The sequence below is a fragment of the Pseudomonas sp. JAI120 genome (assembly GCF_014207255.1).
Taxonomy (GTDB): domain Bacteria; phylum Pseudomonadota; class Gammaproteobacteria; order Pseudomonadales; family Pseudomonadaceae; genus Aquipseudomonas.
Window position 1 is genome coordinate 318,383 of sequence record NZ_JACHCZ010000005.1, and the last position, 19,507, is coordinate 337,889.

Sequence of the window (19,507 nt, forward strand, 5' to 3'; positions counted from 1 at the left end):
TCTAATACCCTCCTGTCGATTGGTTTTAAAGATCCTGGAGTTCGAAATGCCCCATGAAGGCAACCTGTTACAAGCAGCCGTGGTGTTCCTGCTCGCGGCCGTGCTGACCGTGCCCCTGGCCAAGCGCCTGCAATTGGGCGCGGTGTTGGGCTATCTGTTTGCCGGTGTGATCATCGGTCCGTCGGTGTTGGGCCTGATCGGCAACCCGCAAAGCGTGGCGCAGTTCTCCGAATTAGGCGTGGTGTTGCTGCTGTTTATCATCGGCCTGGAGCTGTCGCCCAAGCGTTTATGGGTGATGCGCAAGGCGGTATTTGGCGTCGGCCTGGCCCAGGTACTGCTCACTGGCCTGGTCATGGGCGTGGTGGCGTTGTGGCTGTTTGGCCAGTCGTGGAACAGCGCAATCGTGCTCGGCCTTGGCCTGGCGCTGTCGTCCACCGCATTTGGCCTGCAAAGCCTGGCCGAGCGCAAGGAGCTGAACCAGCCCCACGGACGCCTGGCGTTTGCGATCCTGCTGTTCCAGGACATCGCCGCGATCCCGTTGATTGCCATGGTGCCGCTGCTGGCCGGCAGCGATCATCCGACCACCGAAGCCCAAGGCCTGCAACACGTCCTGCAGATCCTCGGCAGTATTGCCGTGGTGATCATCGGCGGGCGCTACCTGCTGCGGCCGGTGTTTCGCATCGTCGCCAAGACCGGCCTGCGCGAAGTGTCCACCGCCACCGCCTTGCTGGTGGTCATCGGCACCGCCTGGTTGATGGAACTGGTGGGCGTGTCCATGGCCCTCGGTGCCTTCCTCGCCGGCCTGCTGCTGGCGGACTCGGAGTACCGCCACGAACTGGAATCCCAGATCGAGCCGTTCAAGGGCCTGCTGCTGGGGCTGTTCTTTATCAGCGTGGGCATGGGCGCCAACCTCAGCCTGCTGCTCAGCTCGCCGCTGGTTGTGATCGGCCTGACCCTGCTGTTGATCGGTTTGAAGCTGCCGCTGCTGTACGCCGTGGGGCGTATGGTGGGTGATCTCAACCGCGAAAGCGCCCTGCGCCTGGGTGTGGTGCTGGCCGCGGGCGGTGAGTTCGCCTTTGTGGTGTTCAAGATCGGCCGCGACCAGGGCCTGTTCGAACCGCACCTCTACGACGTGCTGGTGCTGACCATCACCCTGTCCATGGCCGTCACGCCGCTGTTGCTGCTGGTGTGCCCGAAGCTGTTCAAGCCCAAGGTCAAGCCGGTGGAAGTACCGGAGGAATACCGCACCATCGAAAGCGATGCGCCGCGGGTGGTGATCGCCGGCATGGGCCGTATGGGCCAGATCGTCGCGCGGATCCTGCGTGCACAGAACATCTCCTTCATCGCCCTCGACACCTCGGTGGAAACCATCGAGCTGACCCGCAGTTTCGGCGGCATGCCGGTGTTCTACGGTGACCCACAACGCCCCGAGATTCTCCACGCGGCCAAGGTCGACCAGGCGGAATTCTTCGTGATCGCCATGGACGACCCGGAGATCAACATCAAGACCGCCGAACTGGTGCGCAATCTCTACCCGCACATGAAGATCATCGCCCGCGCCCGTAACCGCCAGCACGTGCACCGCCTGGTGGACCTCGACGCGTCACCGGTTCGCGAGACCTTCTACTCCAGCCTGGAAATGAGCCGCCGTACCCTGGTGGGCCTGGGGTTGAGCCAGGCCCAGGCCGATGCCCGCATCACCCGCTTCAAGAACCACGACCTGCAAGTGCTCGCCGCCCAGCATGCGGTGTACGACGATGCGGCCAAGGTGATGCAAACCGCCCAGGAAGCCCGCGCCGAACTGGCGCGACTGTTTGAGATGGATCGACTTGAGGAAGAGTCCGACAAGGTGTGAGGCTAAGGATGAACGATATTGCGAATTTTCTGACAGAATACGCCGCAATTTCGTTCATCCTTGGAGCGCTTCATGGTCAATTTCACCAAGACCGCAGTCCTGTTGGCCCTCGCGCTTACCGCCGGCAGCGTGTTCGCCGCCGCCAAGCCGGCCACGCAAACCATCTCCACTCTGGGCGGTAAGTTCAACTTCAACCTGCCCAAGGCTTACGCCGCCGACGCCCTGCCAGCCGGCAAGGCCGAGGACGGCACCGCCGATACCCAAGGCACGATGTACGCCAACCAGACCACGAAAAGCGTGGTGATCGTCGCCGAAACCGTGCGTAACGACGGTGTAACCATCAAGGACAACGACCCGCAGTTCCTCGACGGCGCCGTGGCCGGTTTCGTCAAGGACCAGAGCGCCGCCCTGCCCGACTTCAAGAAGCTGAGCGAAAAGAAACTGACCTTCAAGGGCCTGGGCCTGCGCCAGGTGGACAGCACCGCCACCCAGGGCGGTGGCAAGACCTTGAACTCCACGTTCCTCGGCGGCTCCGGCAACCACTTGCTGGTAATCCAGGCGATCTCGCGGGCCGATGATGCGAAGGGGCATGCAGAGCTGGTGAAGCAGATTACCGGCGGCAAATAACAAATAGTCCTGACAACACCCATCAAATGTGGGAGGGGGCTTGCCCCCGATGGCGGTGGATCAGCTAATGAATCTGTTCACTGTCACTGCGCTATCGGGAGCAAGCCCCCTCCCACCTTTGTTCAGCGCGCTCACTTCAAACTCGTTTCCAGCCACGCTTTCAAGTCCTGCACTTCCGCCTCACTGACCGTGTGGTTCATCCCCGGATAGCCATGAAACTCCGGCTTCAACCCAAGCCCCACCAACACCTCATTGGCCCGCGTCGCCGACGCATACGGCAGTGCCTGGTCCAGGGTGCCGTGGCCAATAAAGATCGCCAGTTTGTTCAAGCGTTCGTCCGGCTTGAGCTCAGCCTTGAGCACCGGCAGCACGCTGCCACTCAACGCCGCAATGCCGCGCACCAGCTGCGGGTCACGTAGAGCCACCTCATACGACATGATCGCACCCTGGCTGAACCCCACCAGGAACACCCGGTCAGGCTGGGTGTGATACTTGGCGGTGGCTTTGCCGACAAAGTCCTTGATCAGCTTGGCGCTGCTGTGCAAATCAGCGGTCACACCATCGTAATCGCCGTCACCCGGTGTGTTGGTAAACCAGCGAAAGCCATTCGGCTGCACCGGCGTCGGCGCGCGGGCCGACAGGTAGGTCCAGGTGGGCGGCAGCGCGTCCTTGATGCCGAACAGGTCTTGCTCATTGCTACCGAACCCGTGCAGGAAAATCACCAGCGGCTCGTTGCGCGCATCGGCCTGGGTCTGTTCCAGGTACGCCAGCGGCAAATCGGTGTGCAACTCGGAATCAGCGTGGGCAACGCTGGCCATCAGGGTCAGCGCGAGGGCAAGCAGTTTGAACATGGGACGTTACCTCAGGGTTTGCGTAACAAGTAAGTGTCCATGATCCAGCCATTCTCAAGGCGCGCCGCCTTGCGCACCCGTTCGATCTGTTCTGCCACTTCACCGACCTTGCCGCTGATCAGGATTTCATCCGGTGTGCCCAGGTAGGCACCCCAGTAAATATCCAGGTCCTGATCGGCCACCGTACGATAGGAATCTTCCGCGTCGAGCATGACCACCAGGGTATCGGCATCGCTGGCCTGCCCCGCCGCCAATCGACGCCCGGTGGTGATCTCGATGGACTTGCCGATACGGTTCAACGCCACCTTATGCTGGGCCGCCAGGGCTTGCACGCTGGTGATGCCGGGAATCACCTCGAATTCAAAGGCGCAGCGGCCACTGGCCAGGATCGCCTGCAGGATGCGAATGGTGCTGTCGTACAGCGCCGGGTCGCCCCAGGCCAGGAAAGCGCCCACTTCACCATCGGCCATTTCCTCGTTGATCATGCGCTCGAAGGTGGCCTGCTTGTCGCGGTTGAGGTCCTGTACGGCGGTGGTGTAGTCGATCTCACCGCGTATGCGCTCGGGGCAGTCGGCCTCGACAAAGCGGTAACCGGGTTCGGTGATATAGGTCTCGCAGATCTCGCGGCGCAGGTCGATCAGCTTGTCCTTGCTCTGGCCCTTGTCCATCAGAAAAAACACGTCGGTGCGGTTCAGCGCTTTCACGGCCTGCATCGTGATGTAGTCAGGGTTGCCGGCGCCAATGCCGATGATGAGGATGCGTTTCATGGGTTGCTCTCATTGCGGGGCGTGGATTTTGCCATGTTCACGCACTCAGGCGTGAGTTTCCAGGCGCAGGCGCCACACCGTGTTGAAGCGCAGCTCGGTAGCGGACAGGGGCTCGACGTCGATCTGGTAGAACATCGAGACCGGACACTGCATGACATACAGCATCGCCGCGCGAATAACAAAGGGATGGGTGATGGCCACTACGTGCCCGGGTTGGGCCTCCAGGGTTTTCATCCACGCTGCGACCCGCGCGCAAATTTGCTCAACCGACTCGCCACCGTGGGGCGCACTGGCGCTGTGGGTCATCCAGTCCAGCAACGCATCGCTGTCCAACTCGCTGATGGCTCGGCCCCTCCAGTCGCCAACGTCGCCATCGCGCAAGGCGTCTTCAATCACTGCTTGACCGCCGAACAACCCTGCCGTCTGCCAGGCACGTGCCTCGGGCGCGCACACCAGACGCAGGTTTTTCTTATAGCGCCCGGCCAGAGATAGCGCTGCGGCTTGCCAATCCATCATCACGGACTCGTTATCGGGAAAACGCCCGTACTTTTGAGCGGGTGTGGCGGCATGGCAAATGAGGGTCAAGCGGGTGGCCTGCATCACTGCTCACTCTGCATCGGGATAGCGCTCTGTATACACCTGATACACATGTGCGGAACCGCCGAGTTTAAACACACCACTCCCTACAAGCCACACGGTACACGCATCAAAGCGCGATCACGGTGTCGCCTTTTCCCTCATTATTACGAGAAAGCCTTATGAAAATCGCGCCCCAGACGTTTGCCGTACAGCCGCATCCGGTCGCGCAGCAGTCCGGTCAGAACAGTGAAGCGCCAGAACATTCGAGAGCCAAACGATCACTGACTCAGACAATCACACAGCGGCCTGTGAATCCGCTACAGCCCTCCCCTACGGATGCACGTTTTCAACGCATTCAGGAACAAAGCAAACACCTTGTGCAGAAAAGCGACAGTGAAATGGCAAGCCAGTATTGCGCTGCATTGATGTTGCTGGATCGTCACAAGACGTCAGTGAGAAAAAACGCTGATCAACCTCCAACGGTCACTGACATACCAGCGTTTTCCACCTTCGGCCAGGCGTGGGCACTCTTCACGCAGGCGCTCAAACAAGAGCCATTTGCACGCTATGCCAAAGACAACAACATCGATATCTCAAGCCTGAGGTGGTTCCCTTCTGCGGATTCAATAGAGTGCAGCATCAACGGCAAAATTCAACTCTTCTCGCGCAATACGCCCGGTTGGAAAGAAGCCTCCGCTGCTGTTGCGGCTGCGGCAAAAGAAGTGGCCGCCGGTCGACTTGAATCGTTCCAGTACACCGGCGAACACAACGCGCCCATTGACGTGGTGGGTAACTTCTATGGCGAAGATCCCGTGAACCATCGAGGCGAACTGCTCAGTTCGATCAGCGACTTACAGCACAGCGATAAATTCAAATCCCTGATGCCCTTCAACGGCCCACTTACGCCGCAAATCACGCGCGTCAGGGCGGCACAAGCCGAAGTAGAAAACGCCATCGCCACGGCAACCTATAGCCATACCAGGGGGATAGCGGACGCTAACCGCACGCCGACACCTTCGGAACGTGTCGAGGAAGCCGACCGCGAAGTTGCTCGCCTGGTCAGCAGAATAGTGACACACAAAGCCATAAACCCCGGCACCAGCGCTAGTGGGGGCATCATCGGCACGCCTGAAGACTCATCCTATGGACAGGCAGTGCAAGCCTATAAAGAGGCCCTCTCCGGCGACGCGTTTAAGCGCTTCATGCACGCACAAAATCTAGATCCCCGAAGCGTACATATCAATTTGGATGGAAGTCTGTTGGCCTTGGGACCAGACTCAGACGGCAGCCTCAAATGGCTCACATTCCCCGCTGAATATGCACCGTGGGCAGCCGTTCAACCTGACATCTTGAAAGCGGCCCGCGAGATAGGAGGTAGCGGGCCGATGGGCTTACCGAACTACAACTTCGTAGAGGATCGCTACCCGATGGCGGGCATCATGGAGTTTTACGGAGTCCGCGAGCATTACGGCTCACCGCAGTGGCTCGAACAAAACGCGGGGCTCATTCGCGACGGTTTCCCCGCCCTGCTCAAAAACAATCCTCCGAACGACGCCCCCTCCCTTGCGGTTCGCGAACGCCAACAGACAGCCAAGCAGCGCCTGGCGCGCCTCCAAGGCCTGCCATCTCCAAGCGTCCAGACGCCCACGCCACCGTTCAGACGCAACCTGGTCGACGCGGCTATACCCACGCCACCGCCCGTTGGGTCCGTGGACATCATCGGCCAGCGTCTGTTTGAAGGGGAACCGAACAGGCAAACAGTGGTAGCCGGATTGCTCAAAGACGCCATCAGCAAGGCATTGCCCGCACTGAATGTGGATGTCCAGCAGTTGGCCTTCGCCGTCCCCAACCCGGCAAATCCCGGTCAATTCCTGGAAACACCGCTGATGGAGTTGGCCATTAACCACGTAGAAGGCGCTGATGCTCCGGTGTTCAGCAGTGACGGCAAGTTTGTCGACACCCGCGCGGACGTACAAGCACGTACCGGCGACCCTGCGGGCACCGCGCTCGACATCGATAAAGCGGCTGTCCAACAGGCTATCAGCCAGTTGCCAGGTAAACTGAACGAAGCACTTCAGACAGCCAGGCTCGATTATTGGGGCAGGCCACCGTTCAATGACCCCATTCCTGGTTCAGGCACCGACACGTCAGTGAGTGTCACGCCCATTTTCGCCGGAGACCGCCGGTTGATGCTCAGTGACCTGGTACGTAACAACCTGCGCCTGGCCAGCATCAAGCAACCGGGGCTGGATGACGAGCAACGCGAAACCCTGGACATGCTCGTGAGGTATCCCCAGGGCTCGACACGCCCCAAACTGGCGGATGATTCTGAAGTAGCCGTGCACATGCTGGCCAGCACCGAGAATAACCATTCAGGCACCCCGGAGTTTCAAACCCCCAACCTGGTTATCGAACGCAAGGTCGCAGGGCGCACGATCGTATTGGTCTGCGAACCGAGCGGCAAGGTAACCCCTTATGCCTCCCTGGCTGCCGTCAAAGATAAATGGGACCAACACCTCGAACAGGCAAGACCACACGAAACATTCAGCACCCACTTGACCAAGGTAGACGTCGATGCGTTCTATATCCAAGCGAACATCATTATCAACGGGCATGAAGCAAAAGCAGTGGCCACCGAGCCAACACTGCTCGACACGCAGCGACCGGATCGCTCTCAGCACAAGGTGTCCGATTGGATAAAAAATACCTCCGATGCCAACCGCTTCATCTTGCACGACCTCGTCCTGGAACTGGCGGGTTATATGTACCGCCACAAAGAGCAAACCTATAACAGCGGTATCCCGGACATCCGTACTTTTATCCAGAGCCAATTAAACGCACTCTCACCGCCTCCCGTCCCCTATGACATCAATGATGTGGAAGTGGTATTCCACACGCCGTATGCCGTGCCTGTCAGCGGCTTCGGAGCCATCCAAACCACCAGGATGCCCCTCAGCGACGCCTTCATTCAAAACCTTGCAGGACTACCGGGCGGTCGCATAGAGGTTCGTCACAAACCAACCGGGGCATTGATACCTGCCTTGGGGCAAGAGGGTGCTCTCAAAGAACTGATTCAAAAAATAGATGCCGGCAAAAACTATCCCGAGCTGCTTAAACGCGAGTTGCTCAACGACCCCGCCAAAAAGACAGAACGTCAATTACGCTTTGCGCAACAAGTGCCAATCGAGTTGAAGATGAAAGCCTTGGAGCTGACCAGTAAAGGCGCTGAGGGTTTTGATAACGCCATGGGTTACCGGTACCTCCAGGCAATACTTGACCCCATGCCAGGGAAAAAGTATGCCAATGGCAACGAGATCACGATGCGTCCCTTGGCGTTCGAACGCGAGCCGGGCGCCACACCCGATGTCGTCGAAAACATGTTCCTGATCGAACCCAAGGACAGCTCGGTAGGCCCGCATATTCTCTATCGCCCCTTGATAGCAGAAGAGCCCTTGCTACAGTTTCCTTCGCGCCAGGCGCTAATGGAGGCACTGCGTAAAACAAAGTCGCTCCAAGATGACGCAGTTGCCTGGCTACCTGATGAAGCGACCCGCTCCATTTATGATCACGGTGGTTTCAGCGAGCCCCATCTACCGAGAAACAGAGTGTTTATCGATGAATTCACGTTACCGCGCAGGCCTGCCGCCCCAACGTTGGCGACCAACGGCGATGCCATCGACAAACTTGCAGAGAAGGTGCAATCCGGGCAACTGATGGACTACCTCTACGATGCCAACGCCAACGCCCTGGCAACATTGGCCGAGCGCCAATCGGTGTCCAATTCGCAAAGCCGTTGGGCGACCTTCAAAGAAGGCGGCTTCCTGCTGCTCAACGCAATACTGCCGGCCCTTCGCGGGCCGGCGGCCGTTGTGGGCCTGGCACTGCAGACCCAGGGCATCCTCGGCGATCTTAAAACCTTGGCCAGTGAAAAGGAGGGCAACAAGGACGCGGCCATGGCGGATCTGTTGGCCAACCTGGCATCGTTGGTGCTTCATTCCAGTGTGCGGCGACAATCCAAACCGGCAAGCGTTGCCCCACCGAGGCAAGTGCCGCCCAAACCACCCATAACGGTCGTTGAAAACAATCATTTGCCCACCACCGAAGTAACAACCTCGACTGCAACAGATGGAACACAATATCGCCCCATCATTGAAGCCTTCCAAAAAGACGGATTACTGATCAGAACCCTTCAGCTCAGGAATGCGCATCTGGAGTTTCATAACACCGGTGAGAACCTTGACAGCATTCGTGCGCAGGGCGAGGCCAATAGAGGACACGGCGGGCTGCGCAAATGGAGCCTGGCTCAAGCAGACTTGTTGCCCAACTACTACAAAATGGGTGACAACGCTGGAGCCCTGCCGCGAAACATGGCCATCCTGGCGCTGCCGGAAAAACTCCAGGACAACATCACGGCCATACATGAAAAAGACGCCTTCTCTGGGAACATCCAGGCCGACACGCGATACCTGGGGCGGGAGAAGGCCCGTGAAGGCATGCAAGGCTTATTGAATGACCTGAAGAACCAACAAGGCGAGCACCCCGGCAGCGCGCTTGAAAACAGCGAAATACAGACGGTAGGCGTGCCACCCGATGCACTGGTCGGCCTGGTTTTCTATGGCTCAAACGGTCAGACCTGGGAGGCCGCCAAGCCACAGTTTCAGAAAGCCATTAACCGAGCCGGCCCTGAGTTCGATGGGAAGTCATACCCTGTCTTTACCTACAAGGTAGAGGGCGGAAAAACCAAGCTGGAATACCTCGAAACACTGAAGGTTGATACCAAGACCGGCTAGCAACACCCTTTGCCGGCCAACGCGCGTTAATCAAACCACTCCCGCCGCCCCTCGAACGTACTCACGATCAGCTCGACGATCATCTGCACCGCTTCGGGGTGGCGCACCTGCGCGTTCACCGCCAGCCACACCTGACGCTGCATGCGCTCGGCCAACAGCCCTGGTAACGCCACCAGCCCCCGGTCGAAGCTGCTCATATAATGGGGCAGCAAACCGATGCAGGCGCCGCAGCGGATCATCTCCAGCATCAGCGAATAGGCATGCACCTGCACCACCGCCGCCAGGCGCTGTTGCACCACCTGGTTCCACGGCTGCAGAGCCTCGACCTGGGCGTCCGGCTGCCATTGCACCAGCATGTAGTCGGCCAGGTCTTCCACGCTATCCGGGCGCGTGATCAGCCGTGAATAGCGCTTGGCGATATGCGGCAGGTACTGCAATCGCGCCAGCGCCCGCGGCGGTTCGGTGACAAAGCTCGGGCCCGGCTGCGGGCCATCGGTGTCCGCCAGCCACAGCACCACGTCCACGTCCACCGCTTGCAGTGACAAGTGGCTGTCGAGGGAGATGATCTCCAGGCGCACGCTGGCATTGCGGCGCAGCAAGGCGATCAGGTCGCGGCCGAGGATGTCGTGCAGGATCGGCTCGGCCACCGCCAGGCGAATCAGCGGCTGCTCCAGCACCGGCAGGCGCCGCTCATGGGCCAGGGCGATGAGTTGTGCCTGCAATTGCTGGCCGTCACGGCTGAGCACCAGGCCGTTGCCCTGGTAGCTGAACAGCGCATGGCGCAGGTGTTCCTCCAGCTGGGCCAGGCGCTTGCGCAACAGGGTTGCCTTGATATTCAGGCTGCGCGCGGCCTGCATGAAACAGCCGCAGCGCGCACTCACCAGAAAGTAGCGTGCCACCTCCGGATCGATCTCACTGGCCAGGGCCAACCAGGCACTGCGTGGCTCGGAGGGTGCGCGATAAGCAGTGGGCCCCTGTGGGGCAGACGGTTCGAGAAATGCCATGGGAGACTCCCTGTCTGGTTGGTCTGTGCATCCAATGCGGGTTGAGGCGTGTTACTCCAGCACTTTGTTCAACTCGGCGCCGTCGATACTCAAGGTCGCGGTGTTGAGCATGCCTTCCAGGTAGGCCTTGGCGATCTGTTCCTGGCGCTGGGCGCGCAGGGCCTGGGTCAGGCGTTCACGCAGCTCGTCCAGGGTGGCGGTACGCGCCGGCTGCTGGCCGATGAGCTTGAGCACATGGAACCCGGCAGGACTTTGCACCACGTCCGAGACCGCACCGACCTTGAGCCGCGCCACCGCGCCGCGCACTTCCGGCACCAGTTGCTGCAACGGCTGCATCCCCGAGTCACCACCGCGCGCGGCGCTGTCGGGGTCCTGGGAAAACTGCGTGGCCAGGGCGGCAAAATCAGCCGGCGCGGCCTGGGCCTTGCGGCTCAGTTCCTGGGCCTGGCGCCGTACGGCATCGAGGTTTTGCGGGTCATTCACCGCGAGGAAAATCTGGCTCACCCGGTACAACGGCGGCGTCACCCACTGCGCCTTGCCACTGTCGTAGGCCTGTTGCAGTTCGGCGGCGCTGGGGTAGTCCGCCGGCACCTGGCTGACCGAGAGCATGTAGTCGCGAAACACGATCTGCTCGGTAGCGGCGCGGGTCTGCTGCTCCACCTCCGGGCGCTGGCGCCAGCCCTGGGCATCGGCCTGTTCGAGCACAGCCTTTTGCGCCAGACGCGAGCGAATCCAGGTTTCCAGGGCGCCACGGTTGCCGCGCAGTTGCTCGCGGGACTCGGCCGGCAGGCTGGCCAGCACGCTTTTCAGCTCCGGCAGGTCGATCTGCTGATTGCCCAGGCGCGCCACCGCCGGCCCACTCGCTGCCGGATTGATCACCGGCGCCGGTTGCTGCGCCGCCACCGGGTCTTTGCCCGGTCGCAGGCTCAAGCCCACCGCCACCACCAGCAAGGCCAGCGCACCCGCGCCGACCATCAGGGTCGGCTTTTTCACAGGACCGCCGCCCCTTCACCCACCGCGGCGGCCTGCAACTGCGCGGCCTGCTGGCTGTACTCACGCAGGTAGACGATAAATTCCTGCAACAGGCGGTCCCACAATTCCAGCTGGCTGCGCAGGTGCGTGGCGCCAACGCCAGCCACCACCACGTCCATTTCCATCAGCAGGAACTCACCCTGCACCGACAAACGCGCAAAGCGCCGCGAGGCGTTCCATACCGGGGCCAGGCCTTCGGGCAACTCACCCTGCACCCGCAGCGCGCAACTGTAGGTGAAATCCACATAGCTGCCCTGCTCCGCCGCCGGGTTACCAAAGCGCACGGCAAAGCCAATGCCCTGGCTGGCGCTGAGCAATTGCACGATGCCGTTCTGTTCGCTCTGGTTAACCCGGTAGCCGGCGTCCTGCAACAGTTCGGTAAGGCTCTGGACGGTGACGCTGGTGATCAATTCGCTCATGGTGATTTCTTCCTTGTCTATCAGTGATTGGCAGTTGCCTGGGGCGCATCAAAACGGCTCTTGTACAGATCATCGCCAAAACCCTGGGCCAGTTCCTCGAACTTCACCCGGGCGCTGCCGGCGAACGGCTGGCGAATGCTCATCACCTCGGCCACATCGATTTTTTCGTAGGCCGCGAGCAGTTGCTGGGCCACGCCGTACATCTGTTGATTCTTGACTGAACATTGCTGCACTTGTGTGTCACGTTCGCTTAAGGCCGCCTGCAAGCGCGCGCGCTCGGCTTCCTTGCCCTTGGCCAGCACCAGCAGTTCGTCATAGGCCTTCTTGAACTTGCCGATCTGCTCGTTGCTCGCCGCCACCTGGGCCTGCGCCTGGCTGTGCAGGCTCTGTTGCTGGCCGGCCAGTTGCTCAGCCGTGCCACGGGCCTTTTCCAGCTCGGCCGTCAGTTGCTTGATTTGCGCCTGGGCCTGCTTGGCCTGGTTTTCGGCGGCCAGCCGTGCGGCACTGGCCTGGGCCTGTTCGCTTTGCAGCGCCTGCAATTGCTGGGTGGTGCTGCGCAATTGCGTCCGCAGGCGTTCCTCCATGCCTTCGGCCGAAGCGCCAGTGGTGACCAGCAGCAGTAACAGCGCGCAGATTCGCGTGTTCATGTGGCATCTCCCTGCGCATCAAAAGCGCGTGTTGAGTTCCAGTTGCATCACATCGACTTCGAACGGCTGGCCGTACACTTCGGAGGCGCTCAACCAACGCGCACTGGCGTAGATGTTCTTGTCGATACCGTAGTTGCCGCCGATGAAATAACCCTTGGCGTTGGTGCCGCCCAGGTGGAACGACGAGTCGTTGAAGCCGTCGGGCAAGGCGTCGGGCTGGATGTACTTGTAGCCGGCCAACACGTTCCAGTCGCCGCGCTTGCGCATCTCCAGGGCGCTGCCGAGGGTGAACGAGACCATCAACGCATTGCCGCCACTTTCAAACTGGCCATTGCTGTTGAGGTTGTTGACGATCTCGCCTTCGCTGCGCTTGAGCATCTCGCCCTTGTCGTAGGCCAGGTTGTGGATGAAGTTCGCCTGGCTGCGCAGCTTGAAGTCGCTGGGCAGTTCGCTGTCCCAGACCAGGTTGAGGTCCAGCACATCGAACTTGGACGCCAGGCCTACGTATTGCGGGTCGGGCGTGCGGACAGGATCAGCCGGGTTGGTGGTGTTGTTGCGCAGGTTGAACACGGTGTTGCCTTTTTGCATGAAGGCCACACGTGTGCCGTCGGTGTCGCAACCTGCCGCGCCCTGCCAGGTGGAGCAAGGACTGGAGCGCTCGCCTTCGATGTCCTGGAACTGGTAGTAGGCAGCGGCGAGCTTGAGACGGTTACTGCGGTTGATCTTCCAGTCAGCGCCAATCTGCCCGCCAAACAGCCATTTGGTCTCGCTGTCTTCCTTGTCGATGCCATTGCTGCTGGCGGTGTCGGAGGTGTATTCGACCGGGAAGGCGCCGAGGGTACCGAACAGGCCCCACTCGCTGTTGAGGCTGTGGTTGAAGATCGCGGCCACACCGTCAAAGTTGAGGTCGTTGGAATACATCATGTCGGTGGCGTAGAACGGGTTGCCAATGCGCCCGGCGGTCAACGTCATGTAGTCGGTGGTTTTCCAGCTCAGGTAACCCTGGTCGAGCCAGATGTCCTTTTTGCCAAAGCCGCCGCCCAGGGTCTGGGTGGTGGACACCGGGTTATTGTCGGAGCCGGTGGCGATACGAATGCCGGCGGTCCATTCGGGCGAGATCACCGCTTTCATGCCCAGGCGTGCCCGCAGGCGGAACAGGTTTTCGCGGTCCTCGCGGGTGTTGATCAGCGGGGGGAACTTGGTGTTGGAGTTTTTGTTGACGTCGTAGGGGCCGGTGTCGTTCAGCTTGGCGTAGTCGGTGATGGTGTTGTCGTTGCGGCCGGAGAAATAGCGCGACTCGTCGCGCAGACGAATATCGCCATCGAAGCTGATGCGCGAGATCCAGTCGGGGAAGGTATTAGGCTGCGCCCAATTTTCCTTCTTGGCGGTGGACATGACTTCGGCTTTGACCTGGTCGCGGATCTGGTCGCGCACCGCCTGCGGCACGTACTGCACACGCACATCGCCAGGCGCGGTCGCCGGGCCGCTGGCGACCACCGGCGCGGCATTGGCCTGGCGGGCCTGCTGGGCTTCTTTTTCGGCCTGGGCGATCAGCCCATTGGCGGTGTCCTGGGTCAGCACACCTTGCTGCACCAGCAGGCGGATCAGGTTGATGGTGACGTTTTCCGAAGGCGCAACCGGGGCTGCCGCCGCTTGCCCGACCAGGGTCGCGATGACCATGCCAACCGCCAGGGTCAGTCGATTCACGGGGGAAATCATGTGTACGCAACTCCTGTAAAAACCGTAGATAAGAGGTTTCGTGCAATCAATCCGGGCGCCGGCCCTTGAGGGACAGGCGCATGGGCAGCGTCAGCGACGCCGGAGGTTTCTGTGTGGCACGCGGCGCTCGGATCAACGCGAGCATCTGCGCGTCGGTCTCGGCATCCCCGCTGGACTTGGCCACCACGGCCTTCGTCACCTGGCCATCGGCGCCCAACCACAGGTCTATCTGTATCGAGAACGCCTTCTTGCGCAGCTCAGGGTCTTCGCGCATCAGGCGCTGATACGTACCGGCCAGGTACTGCTTGTACGTGCCGGTCCCCAGCCCACCGCCGCCACTGCCGGCCATGCCGCCGCCCTTGCCGGCGCCGATGTTGAAGCCGTCGTTGCCGGACTGCGCATCGCCGTCGATCTGCATCGGGTTGGCCAGGTCTTCATTCGGTGAAGGCGGTGCTTCCTCGGCCGGCTTGACCTCTTCGGGCTCGGGGCTCGGCACCGGCTCCGGGACTTTCTCTTCAACCTGGGGCTCGGGCTCCTTGGGCTTCTCCGGGGGCGGCGGCGGCAGTGGCGGCAACGGGATAATCGTCGGCACCTTCGGCGCTTCACGGCGTACGCCACTCATGTCATTGGCCCACTGCCAGAGAAACCAGGCCGCCACGGCGCCCAGCAACAGGCCGGCGCCCCACTTCAATGGGCGCAACGGCGGTTTGTTCTTCACCGGCAATGGCGCGATCGGGATCTGTGCGGTCATGACTCAGCCCTGGCTCGGTTTGCCGGTGACCAGCCCGACCTGGGACAGCTCCAGCCGACGCAGCAGGTCGAGCACCTCGATGACCTTCTGGTACTGCACCATCGCATCGCCGCGCACGATCACCGGGAAGTCCGGGTTCAGCGCTTTCTCGACGCGCAGGCGTTCCTCGAGTTCGCCGAGGGTCACCGGGTAAGCGTCGAGGAACACCTGGCCGCCGTCGTTCACGGAAATGGCCTTGGTCTTGGCCTCCGACAGCGACACCGAGGCGCTGGCCTTGGGCAGGTGAATCTGGATCCCCGAAACCTGGGCGGTGGCGGTGAGGATAAACATCACCAGCACCACCATCAGCACGTCCACCAGGGGCGTGATGTTGATGCTGTCAACGGCGGCATCATCGTCATCGTCGTGGGAGGCATTTACGGAAGCCATGGCGATTCTCCTCAGGCCGGAACCGATGCGTGATGGTCGCGACGGTGCGCGGTTTCACTGTGCTGGCTCTCGCCGTGCATCTCCGCCAGGCGGGTGATGAACTCGTCGACGAATACCCGCATGTCGGCGCTGACTTCCTTGTTACGCGTGATCAGGCGGTTGTAGCCAAACAACGCGGGGATCGCGACGAACAGGCCCATGGCCGTGGCCAGCAAGGCCGCCGCCATGCCTGGGGCGATGGCGTTGATGTTCACGTCGCCGGCCATGGCCGTGCCGAGGAACACCACCATGATCCCCAGCACCGTACCGAGCAGGCCGATGTACGGGCCGCCGGCGATGGCGTTGGACAGGGTCGACAACTTGGAACTCAGGGCCTGGTTCTCACGGGTACGCACGCCGTCCATGGAGCAGCGGATCGCTTCGATGGTCGCCGCCGACACCGACGAGGTATCGGCGCCCTGGGCACGGCGGGTGCGGATCTCCTTGACCGCCACCAGGTACAGGCGCCACAGCGAAGAATGGCTCAGGCGCTCAGCCAACTGCGCGTCGTCGGCATACATCTCCAGGCGCGTGCCGATCTGGGCGAAGTGCTCGCGGAACACTTCGTTGGCACTGCTCAAACGGCTGACCTGGCGGTTCTTGCGCAACATGATCACCCACGACTGGAACATCATCGCCACCAGCACCAGGATGATCACCCAGGCGTCCACCGGCACGGCGTTGAGCAAAAAGCCCAGGCTGCCGAAACCGAAACCGGACTGTTCTTCATCCACGCCGTAGGCCACCAGTTTCGACTCGGCGCCCTGGGCACTCGCGTCAGCCAGCAACAGCACGGCCGGGCGTGCCACCTTGGACAGGCGCAGCTCATCCATGGCCCCGGCGAACGGCAGGTACGTGCTGCCGGCTTCCGGCAGGTCGGCGCCGATCGCCAGCTGCGTATTGAACGCGGGCATGGCCACGGCGAGGTTGGCGGTTTCACGGCCATTCACGTACAGCGTGACCTTGTCGCCCTCGGCGGTGAACGCCAGGTGCTGCCATTGGCCAGGGTTCAGCGGTTGGGTCGACACCGCGCGCTGGCCGTCGATCTCCACAAACGGCGAGCCCTGGTTCAGGCCCAGCAACAGGCTGTGGGGGCCGTCACGCCGGGCCAGCACGATTTGCTCGCCACTGGCCTGGTCCAGGCGCAGCCAGGCGCTGAAGGTGAAGGCAGCGCCGGCGGCGTGTTGCAGCGACGGGCTGGCCGGCAACAGCAGCGGCTGGCCGGCGAACTGCAAGGCACGGCCGATCACGCCGTCGATGCTCGCGCCGGTGGCGTTCAACGCGGTGTTGGCGTAGGCCGTGGTGTCCCGTGGCGGCGTCGCGTTGGCGCCATCGAAGTGATAGAGCGCGGTGTAATTCGGGTCGAAAGTCAGTTGGCCGTTAGCGGTGGCCGGGGCCTTCTGGTTGCCGTAGTACATCCAGATGTCCTGGCGCTGGCCGCCCTCGACCTTGGGCACATCGACCCAGATCAACGCCATGCCCATCAATGGGTCGAAGCTTTCGATCTGGTGATTGAATACGGTCTTGTCATCGGCACTCACAAAGCGCAGGTCGGCGCCGTCGTCCTTGACCCCGTCAAAGGTGAAGTTGCCGGTGTGCAGGCGCACCAGCAACGCGGTGCGGCCCAGGGCCTGATTGATCGCGGCGCCTTGGGCGGTGGTGTCCACCGAAATCTGTTTGCGGTAGTGCCAATCGTCCTGCCACCAGGCATGGGCGGTGGCCGGGAGCGCGAAGCCCAGGCAGATCAACAGGCTCAGGAATAGGCGTTGCATGGGTGAAGTCTCCGGAAGAAAAAGTCAGAAAGTCGCCTGCACACTGAAGTGCAGTCGCGAGTCCTGTTTCTGGGTGTTCGGTCCATCGAGCAGCGGGTAACCCCAATCCAGGCTGCCGGACAACCACTTGCTCAAACTGGCGCGGGTGCCAAGGCCGACACTGGCCAGGCTGTATTCGTCTTCTTGCTCGGGCAGCGGGTCGTGCAGGCGCATGCGCGCGCCTTCGGCGAACGCATAGAAGCGCCACTCCTGCACGTAGCTGCCGAGGAACTTGGCCAGGGACGGCGTGCGCAGTTCCTGGGAAAGCAAATACCCCTCGTCCCCGGTACGCTCGGCCGCCAGGTAGCCGCGCACCGAGGTGGCGCCGCCGGCGGAATACTGCTCGTTGGACACCAGCGGCCCGGAGGCCAACTGGAAAGCGCCCTTGGAGGCCGACTGCCAATCGTTGGCGAAGGTGTAGGTGTAATTCAGGTCACCCTTGAGCACGGCAAAACTGGCACTGGCCTTGTAGCGCTTGTAATCAAACTCTTCGGCGTCGCTGCCGTAGCCAAAGAATGCGCGGGTGCCGACCACCAGGTTCAAGCCCAGCCCCAACTGGGATTGCTCGGTGTAGCGATAGCCGTTGTAGCCCAGGGTGAACGGTGCGTACTTGAGCGGCACCTGGTCGCTGCTGGAACCGAACTTCAACTGCTCGTCAAAATCCTTGAAGTCGATGCCGAACGAAAACGAATTGGCCCAATTGCCCGCCGCCGGCAAGCTGTAAATGGCGGACACGCCATAGGAGTGGCCCTTGCCCAACACGTTGCTGCCGCCGATGGTGGCGATGTTGCTGTCGGACTGGTAACCGGAGAACTGCAAGGTCCAGCGTTCGTTCAACGGCGCACTGTAGGAGCCCGACCAGACCTTGGCATTCTCGGTGTCCTGAGGCGCGGTGAAGTAGGTCAGGGAAATGCTGTGGCCCAGTTGCCAGAGGTTGTCGTAGCCCAGGGTGGCGACCGAGCGCAGCTTTTCGGTGTCGGCGCTGTAGTCGTTGTTCAAGCCGATACTGGCGTGCCAGGGGTTCTGGTCTTCGACCTGCAGATCCACGTCCATGGTGCCGGGGCGCTGGCCTTCGCGTACCAGTGGCGTGACCTGCCGACCGGCACTGCGGTTGAGCCCGGCCAGTTGGGTTTGCACCGTGGTGAAATCCGGTACCGCACCTTCCTTGAGCCCCGGCACTTCGTCGCGGATCTCCACCGGCGAGTAGTGCTTGGCGCCGACCACACGCACGCGGCCCACCTTGGTCTCGCTGACCTGCAGATAGACGATGCCGTCATCGACCTTCTGCTCCGGCAGCTCGACAAACACCGACTGATAGCCACGCGCCTGGTAGATCTTCTGCAACGCATCGCGCGCGCCTTCGATATCGTCCAGGGTCTTTTGCGGGCCGAGAAACGGGTACACCGCCTCCTCGATCGTCGCCGCATCGAGCACGGTATTGCCGCGCACGAAGTACTCGTTGACGTCCACCTTGCGCGCCGGGGCCTCATCGCCCTCCTCGGCCCACACCGGTTGCGCCAGGACGCCCAGCGTCAGGCAGCACAACGCCAGCGTTGATTTGAACAGATGCTCCACACCGCCCCCTAACTGTCTAAGATTTTTCGCCGTCGCCGATTGCACGGCGTCTGGCCTGCTCAATTACTGCTGGTCGAAAGATGGCTGTGCCGCGCCAGCCAGGTGTGCAGCAAGGCGAAGTTCAGGGAGAACTCCGGCATGTGCAGCAAGGCGCCGCAGAACACTTCACCGATGATGGTCTGGATCAACTGCACCGCCTGCGGGTTGTTCAACAGGCTGGCGATGTCGCGCTGCAGGACGTGGATGCTCCACACCTTCTGGTTCAGCTCCAGGCCGACGAACCAGCGGAACAGCAGGTTGTAGTTCAGTTGCTCGTGCAGCTGCTGTTCGCTGGGCACCGAATACAGCAGTTGCAGCAGCAGGATCTGCACCACGGTCTGCGGCGCGATCAACATGCCCGGCTCGGCCTGGAGCAGGTCGCGATGCTGCTCGAGCACCTCGTCGATCTGCGGGCGCAACAACACCAGCGAATGCCCTGCCGGGATGTAGCTGGACACTTCCTTCAACGCGCCCTGCCAGTCGTCCTGAGAGACGATCCACACCCACGGCGCGCCGTAGCGGTACACCGAAACCGGCTTCTTGCGCGCGGCCTCGACGATCTTCGACAGGCGC

Annotated in this window: 15 protein-coding genes and 1 pseudogene; 3 read left to right on the plus strand and 13 right to left on the minus strand. The window is 61.5% G+C overall.

The features are described 5' to 3' along the window. The first annotated feature begins 46 nt into the window (after positions 1-46). Both HDC32_RS25105 and HDC32_RS25110 read left to right on the plus strand, forming a co-directional pair. Positions 47-1,855, plus strand: a complete 1,809-nt coding sequence (locus HDC32_RS25105; RefSeq protein WP_131700705.1) for a monovalent cation:proton antiporter-2 (CPA2) family protein — start codon at positions 47-49, stop codon at positions 1,853-1,855. 72 nt (positions 1,856-1,927) lie between these two features. Next, on the plus strand, positions 1,928-2,482 hold the full coding sequence (locus HDC32_RS25110) for a hypothetical protein (RefSeq protein ID WP_145337217.1): 555 nt from the start codon (positions 1,928-1,930) through the stop codon (positions 2,480-2,482). A gap of 131 nt (positions 2,483-2,613) precedes the next feature. Here HDC32_RS25110 and HDC32_RS25115 read toward each other — a convergent pair whose 3' ends face one another. From HDC32_RS25115 to HDC32_RS25125, 3 genes are read right to left on the minus strand one after another with little or no spacing between them, the layout of a single operon-like run. Further along, positions 2,614-3,333 (minus strand): alpha/beta hydrolase, encoded by a 720-nt coding sequence (locus HDC32_RS25115; protein WP_184745929.1) that lies wholly within the window; start codon positions 3,331-3,333, stop codon positions 2,614-2,616. A gap of 11 nt (positions 3,334-3,344) precedes the next feature. Further along, positions 3,345-4,100, minus strand: coding sequence for a precorrin-6A synthase (deacetylating) (gene cobF, locus HDC32_RS25120; protein WP_184745931.1), 756 nt, complete (start codon positions 4,098-4,100; stop codon positions 3,345-3,347). Between the two features lie 45 nt (positions 4,101-4,145). Next, positions 4,146-4,700: a histidine phosphatase family protein gene (locus HDC32_RS25125; protein ID WP_131700701.1), complete on the minus strand. Its 555-nt coding sequence runs from the start codon at positions 4,698-4,700 to the stop codon at positions 4,146-4,148. Positions 4,701-4,858: 158 nt separating this feature from the next. Here HDC32_RS25125 and HDC32_RS25130 point away from each other — a divergent pair, with 158 nt between their 5' ends. Then, entirely contained in the window at positions 4,859-9,469 is a 4,611-nt protein-coding gene (locus HDC32_RS25130) for a dermonecrotic toxin domain-containing protein (protein WP_184745933.1), read from the plus strand. Between the two features lie 26 nt (positions 9,470-9,495). Here the strand turns inward: HDC32_RS25130 and HDC32_RS25135 are convergent, their stop codons facing one another. From HDC32_RS25135 to HDC32_RS32555, 10 genes and pseudogenes are all read right to left on the minus strand, one after another. Beyond that, on the minus strand, positions 9,496-10,473 hold the full coding sequence (locus HDC32_RS25135) for a LysR family transcriptional regulator (RefSeq protein ID WP_145338847.1): 978 nt from the start codon (positions 10,471-10,473) through the stop codon (positions 9,496-9,498). Positions 10,474-10,524: 51 nt separating this feature from the next. Beyond that, complete coding sequence (locus HDC32_RS25140; RefSeq protein ID WP_184745935.1) at positions 10,525-11,466, minus strand: peptidylprolyl isomerase; 942 nt, start codon at positions 11,464-11,466, stop codon at positions 10,525-10,527. Further along, entirely contained in the window at positions 11,463-11,924 is a 462-nt protein-coding gene (locus HDC32_RS25145) for a YbjN domain-containing protein (RefSeq protein WP_167655409.1), read from the minus strand. Before HDC32_RS25145 ends, HDC32_RS25140 begins: the two co-directional genes overlap by 4 nt. Before the next feature lie 20 nt (positions 11,925-11,944). Beyond that, positions 11,945-12,571, minus strand: a complete 627-nt coding sequence (locus HDC32_RS25150; protein ID WP_184745952.1) for a DNA repair protein — start codon at positions 12,569-12,571, stop codon at positions 11,945-11,947. 18 nt (positions 12,572-12,589) lie between these two features. Beyond that, a complete protein-coding gene (locus tag HDC32_RS25155; protein WP_145338844.1) occupies positions 12,590-14,290 on the minus strand; it encodes a putative porin in 1,701 nt (566 codons plus the stop codon). 46 nt (positions 14,291-14,336) lie between these two features. Continuing rightward, positions 14,337-15,041, minus strand: a complete 705-nt coding sequence (locus HDC32_RS25160) for an energy transducer TonB (protein ID WP_131700694.1) — start codon at positions 15,039-15,041, stop codon at positions 14,337-14,339. 3 nt (positions 15,042-15,044) lie between these two features. Beyond that, positions 15,045-15,470: an ExbD/TolR family protein gene (locus HDC32_RS25165; protein WP_131700693.1), complete on the minus strand. Its 426-nt coding sequence runs from the start codon at positions 15,468-15,470 to the stop codon at positions 15,045-15,047. Between the two features lie 11 nt (positions 15,471-15,481). Beyond that, positions 15,482-17,281, minus strand: coding sequence for a DUF2341 domain-containing protein (locus HDC32_RS25170; protein ID WP_184745954.1), 1,800 nt, complete (start codon positions 17,279-17,281; stop codon positions 15,482-15,484). Positions 17,282-17,305: 24 nt separating this feature from the next. Continuing rightward, positions 17,306-18,895, minus strand: a complete 1,590-nt coding sequence (locus HDC32_RS25175) for a ShlB/FhaC/HecB family hemolysin secretion/activation protein (RefSeq protein ID WP_131700691.1) — start codon at positions 18,893-18,895, stop codon at positions 17,306-17,308. Between the two features lie 265 nt (positions 18,896-19,160). Continuing rightward, positions 19,161-19,257: pseudogene (locus HDC32_RS32555) on the minus strand (transposase); the annotation flags it as partial. Between the last annotated feature and the right edge of the window lie 250 nt (positions 19,258-19,507).

Bases quoted from the DNA above. Each gene is read 5' to 3' on its own strand.
- HDC32_RS25110 (WP_145337217.1), top strand. From the start codon at position 1,928: ATGGTCAATTTCACCAAGACCGCAGTCCTGTTGGCCCTCGCGCTTACC.
- HDC32_RS25125 (WP_131700701.1), bottom strand. From the start codon at position 4,700: ATGCAGGCCACCCGCTTGACCCTCATTTGCCATGCCGCCACACCCGCT.
- cobF (WP_184745931.1), bottom strand. From the start codon at position 4,100: ATGAAACGCATCCTCATCATCGGCATTGGCGCCGGCAACCCTGACTAC.
- HDC32_RS25170 (WP_184745954.1), bottom strand. From the start codon at position 17,281: ATGCAACGCCTATTCCTGAGCCTGTTGATCTGCCTGGGCTTCGCGCTC.
- HDC32_RS25130 (WP_184745933.1), top strand. From the start codon at position 4,859: ATGAAAATCGCGCCCCAGACGTTTGCCGTACAGCCGCATCCGGTCGCG.
- HDC32_RS25165 (WP_131700693.1), bottom strand. From the start codon at position 15,470: ATGGCTTCCGTAAATGCCTCCCACGACGATGACGATGATGCCGCCGTT.
- HDC32_RS25115 (WP_184745929.1), bottom strand. From the start codon at position 3,333: ATGTTCAAACTGCTTGCCCTCGCGCTGACCCTGATGGCCAGCGTTGCC.
- HDC32_RS25155 (WP_145338844.1), bottom strand. From the start codon at position 14,290: ATGATTTCCCCCGTGAATCGACTGACCCTGGCGGTTGGCATGGTCATC.
- HDC32_RS25160 (WP_131700694.1), bottom strand. From the start codon at position 15,041: ATGACCGCACAGATCCCGATCGCGCCATTGCCGGTGAAGAACAAACCG.
- HDC32_RS25145 (WP_167655409.1), bottom strand. From the start codon at position 11,924: ATGAGCGAATTGATCACCAGCGTCACCGTCCAGAGCCTTACCGAACTG.
- HDC32_RS25105 (WP_131700705.1), top strand. From the start codon at position 47: ATGCCCCATGAAGGCAACCTGTTACAAGCAGCCGTGGTGTTCCTGCTC.
- HDC32_RS25135 (WP_145338847.1), bottom strand. From the start codon at position 10,473: ATGGCATTTCTCGAACCGTCTGCCCCACAGGGGCCCACTGCTTATCGC.
- HDC32_RS25150 (WP_184745952.1), bottom strand. From the start codon at position 12,571: ATGAACACGCGAATCTGCGCGCTGTTACTGCTGCTGGTCACCACTGGC.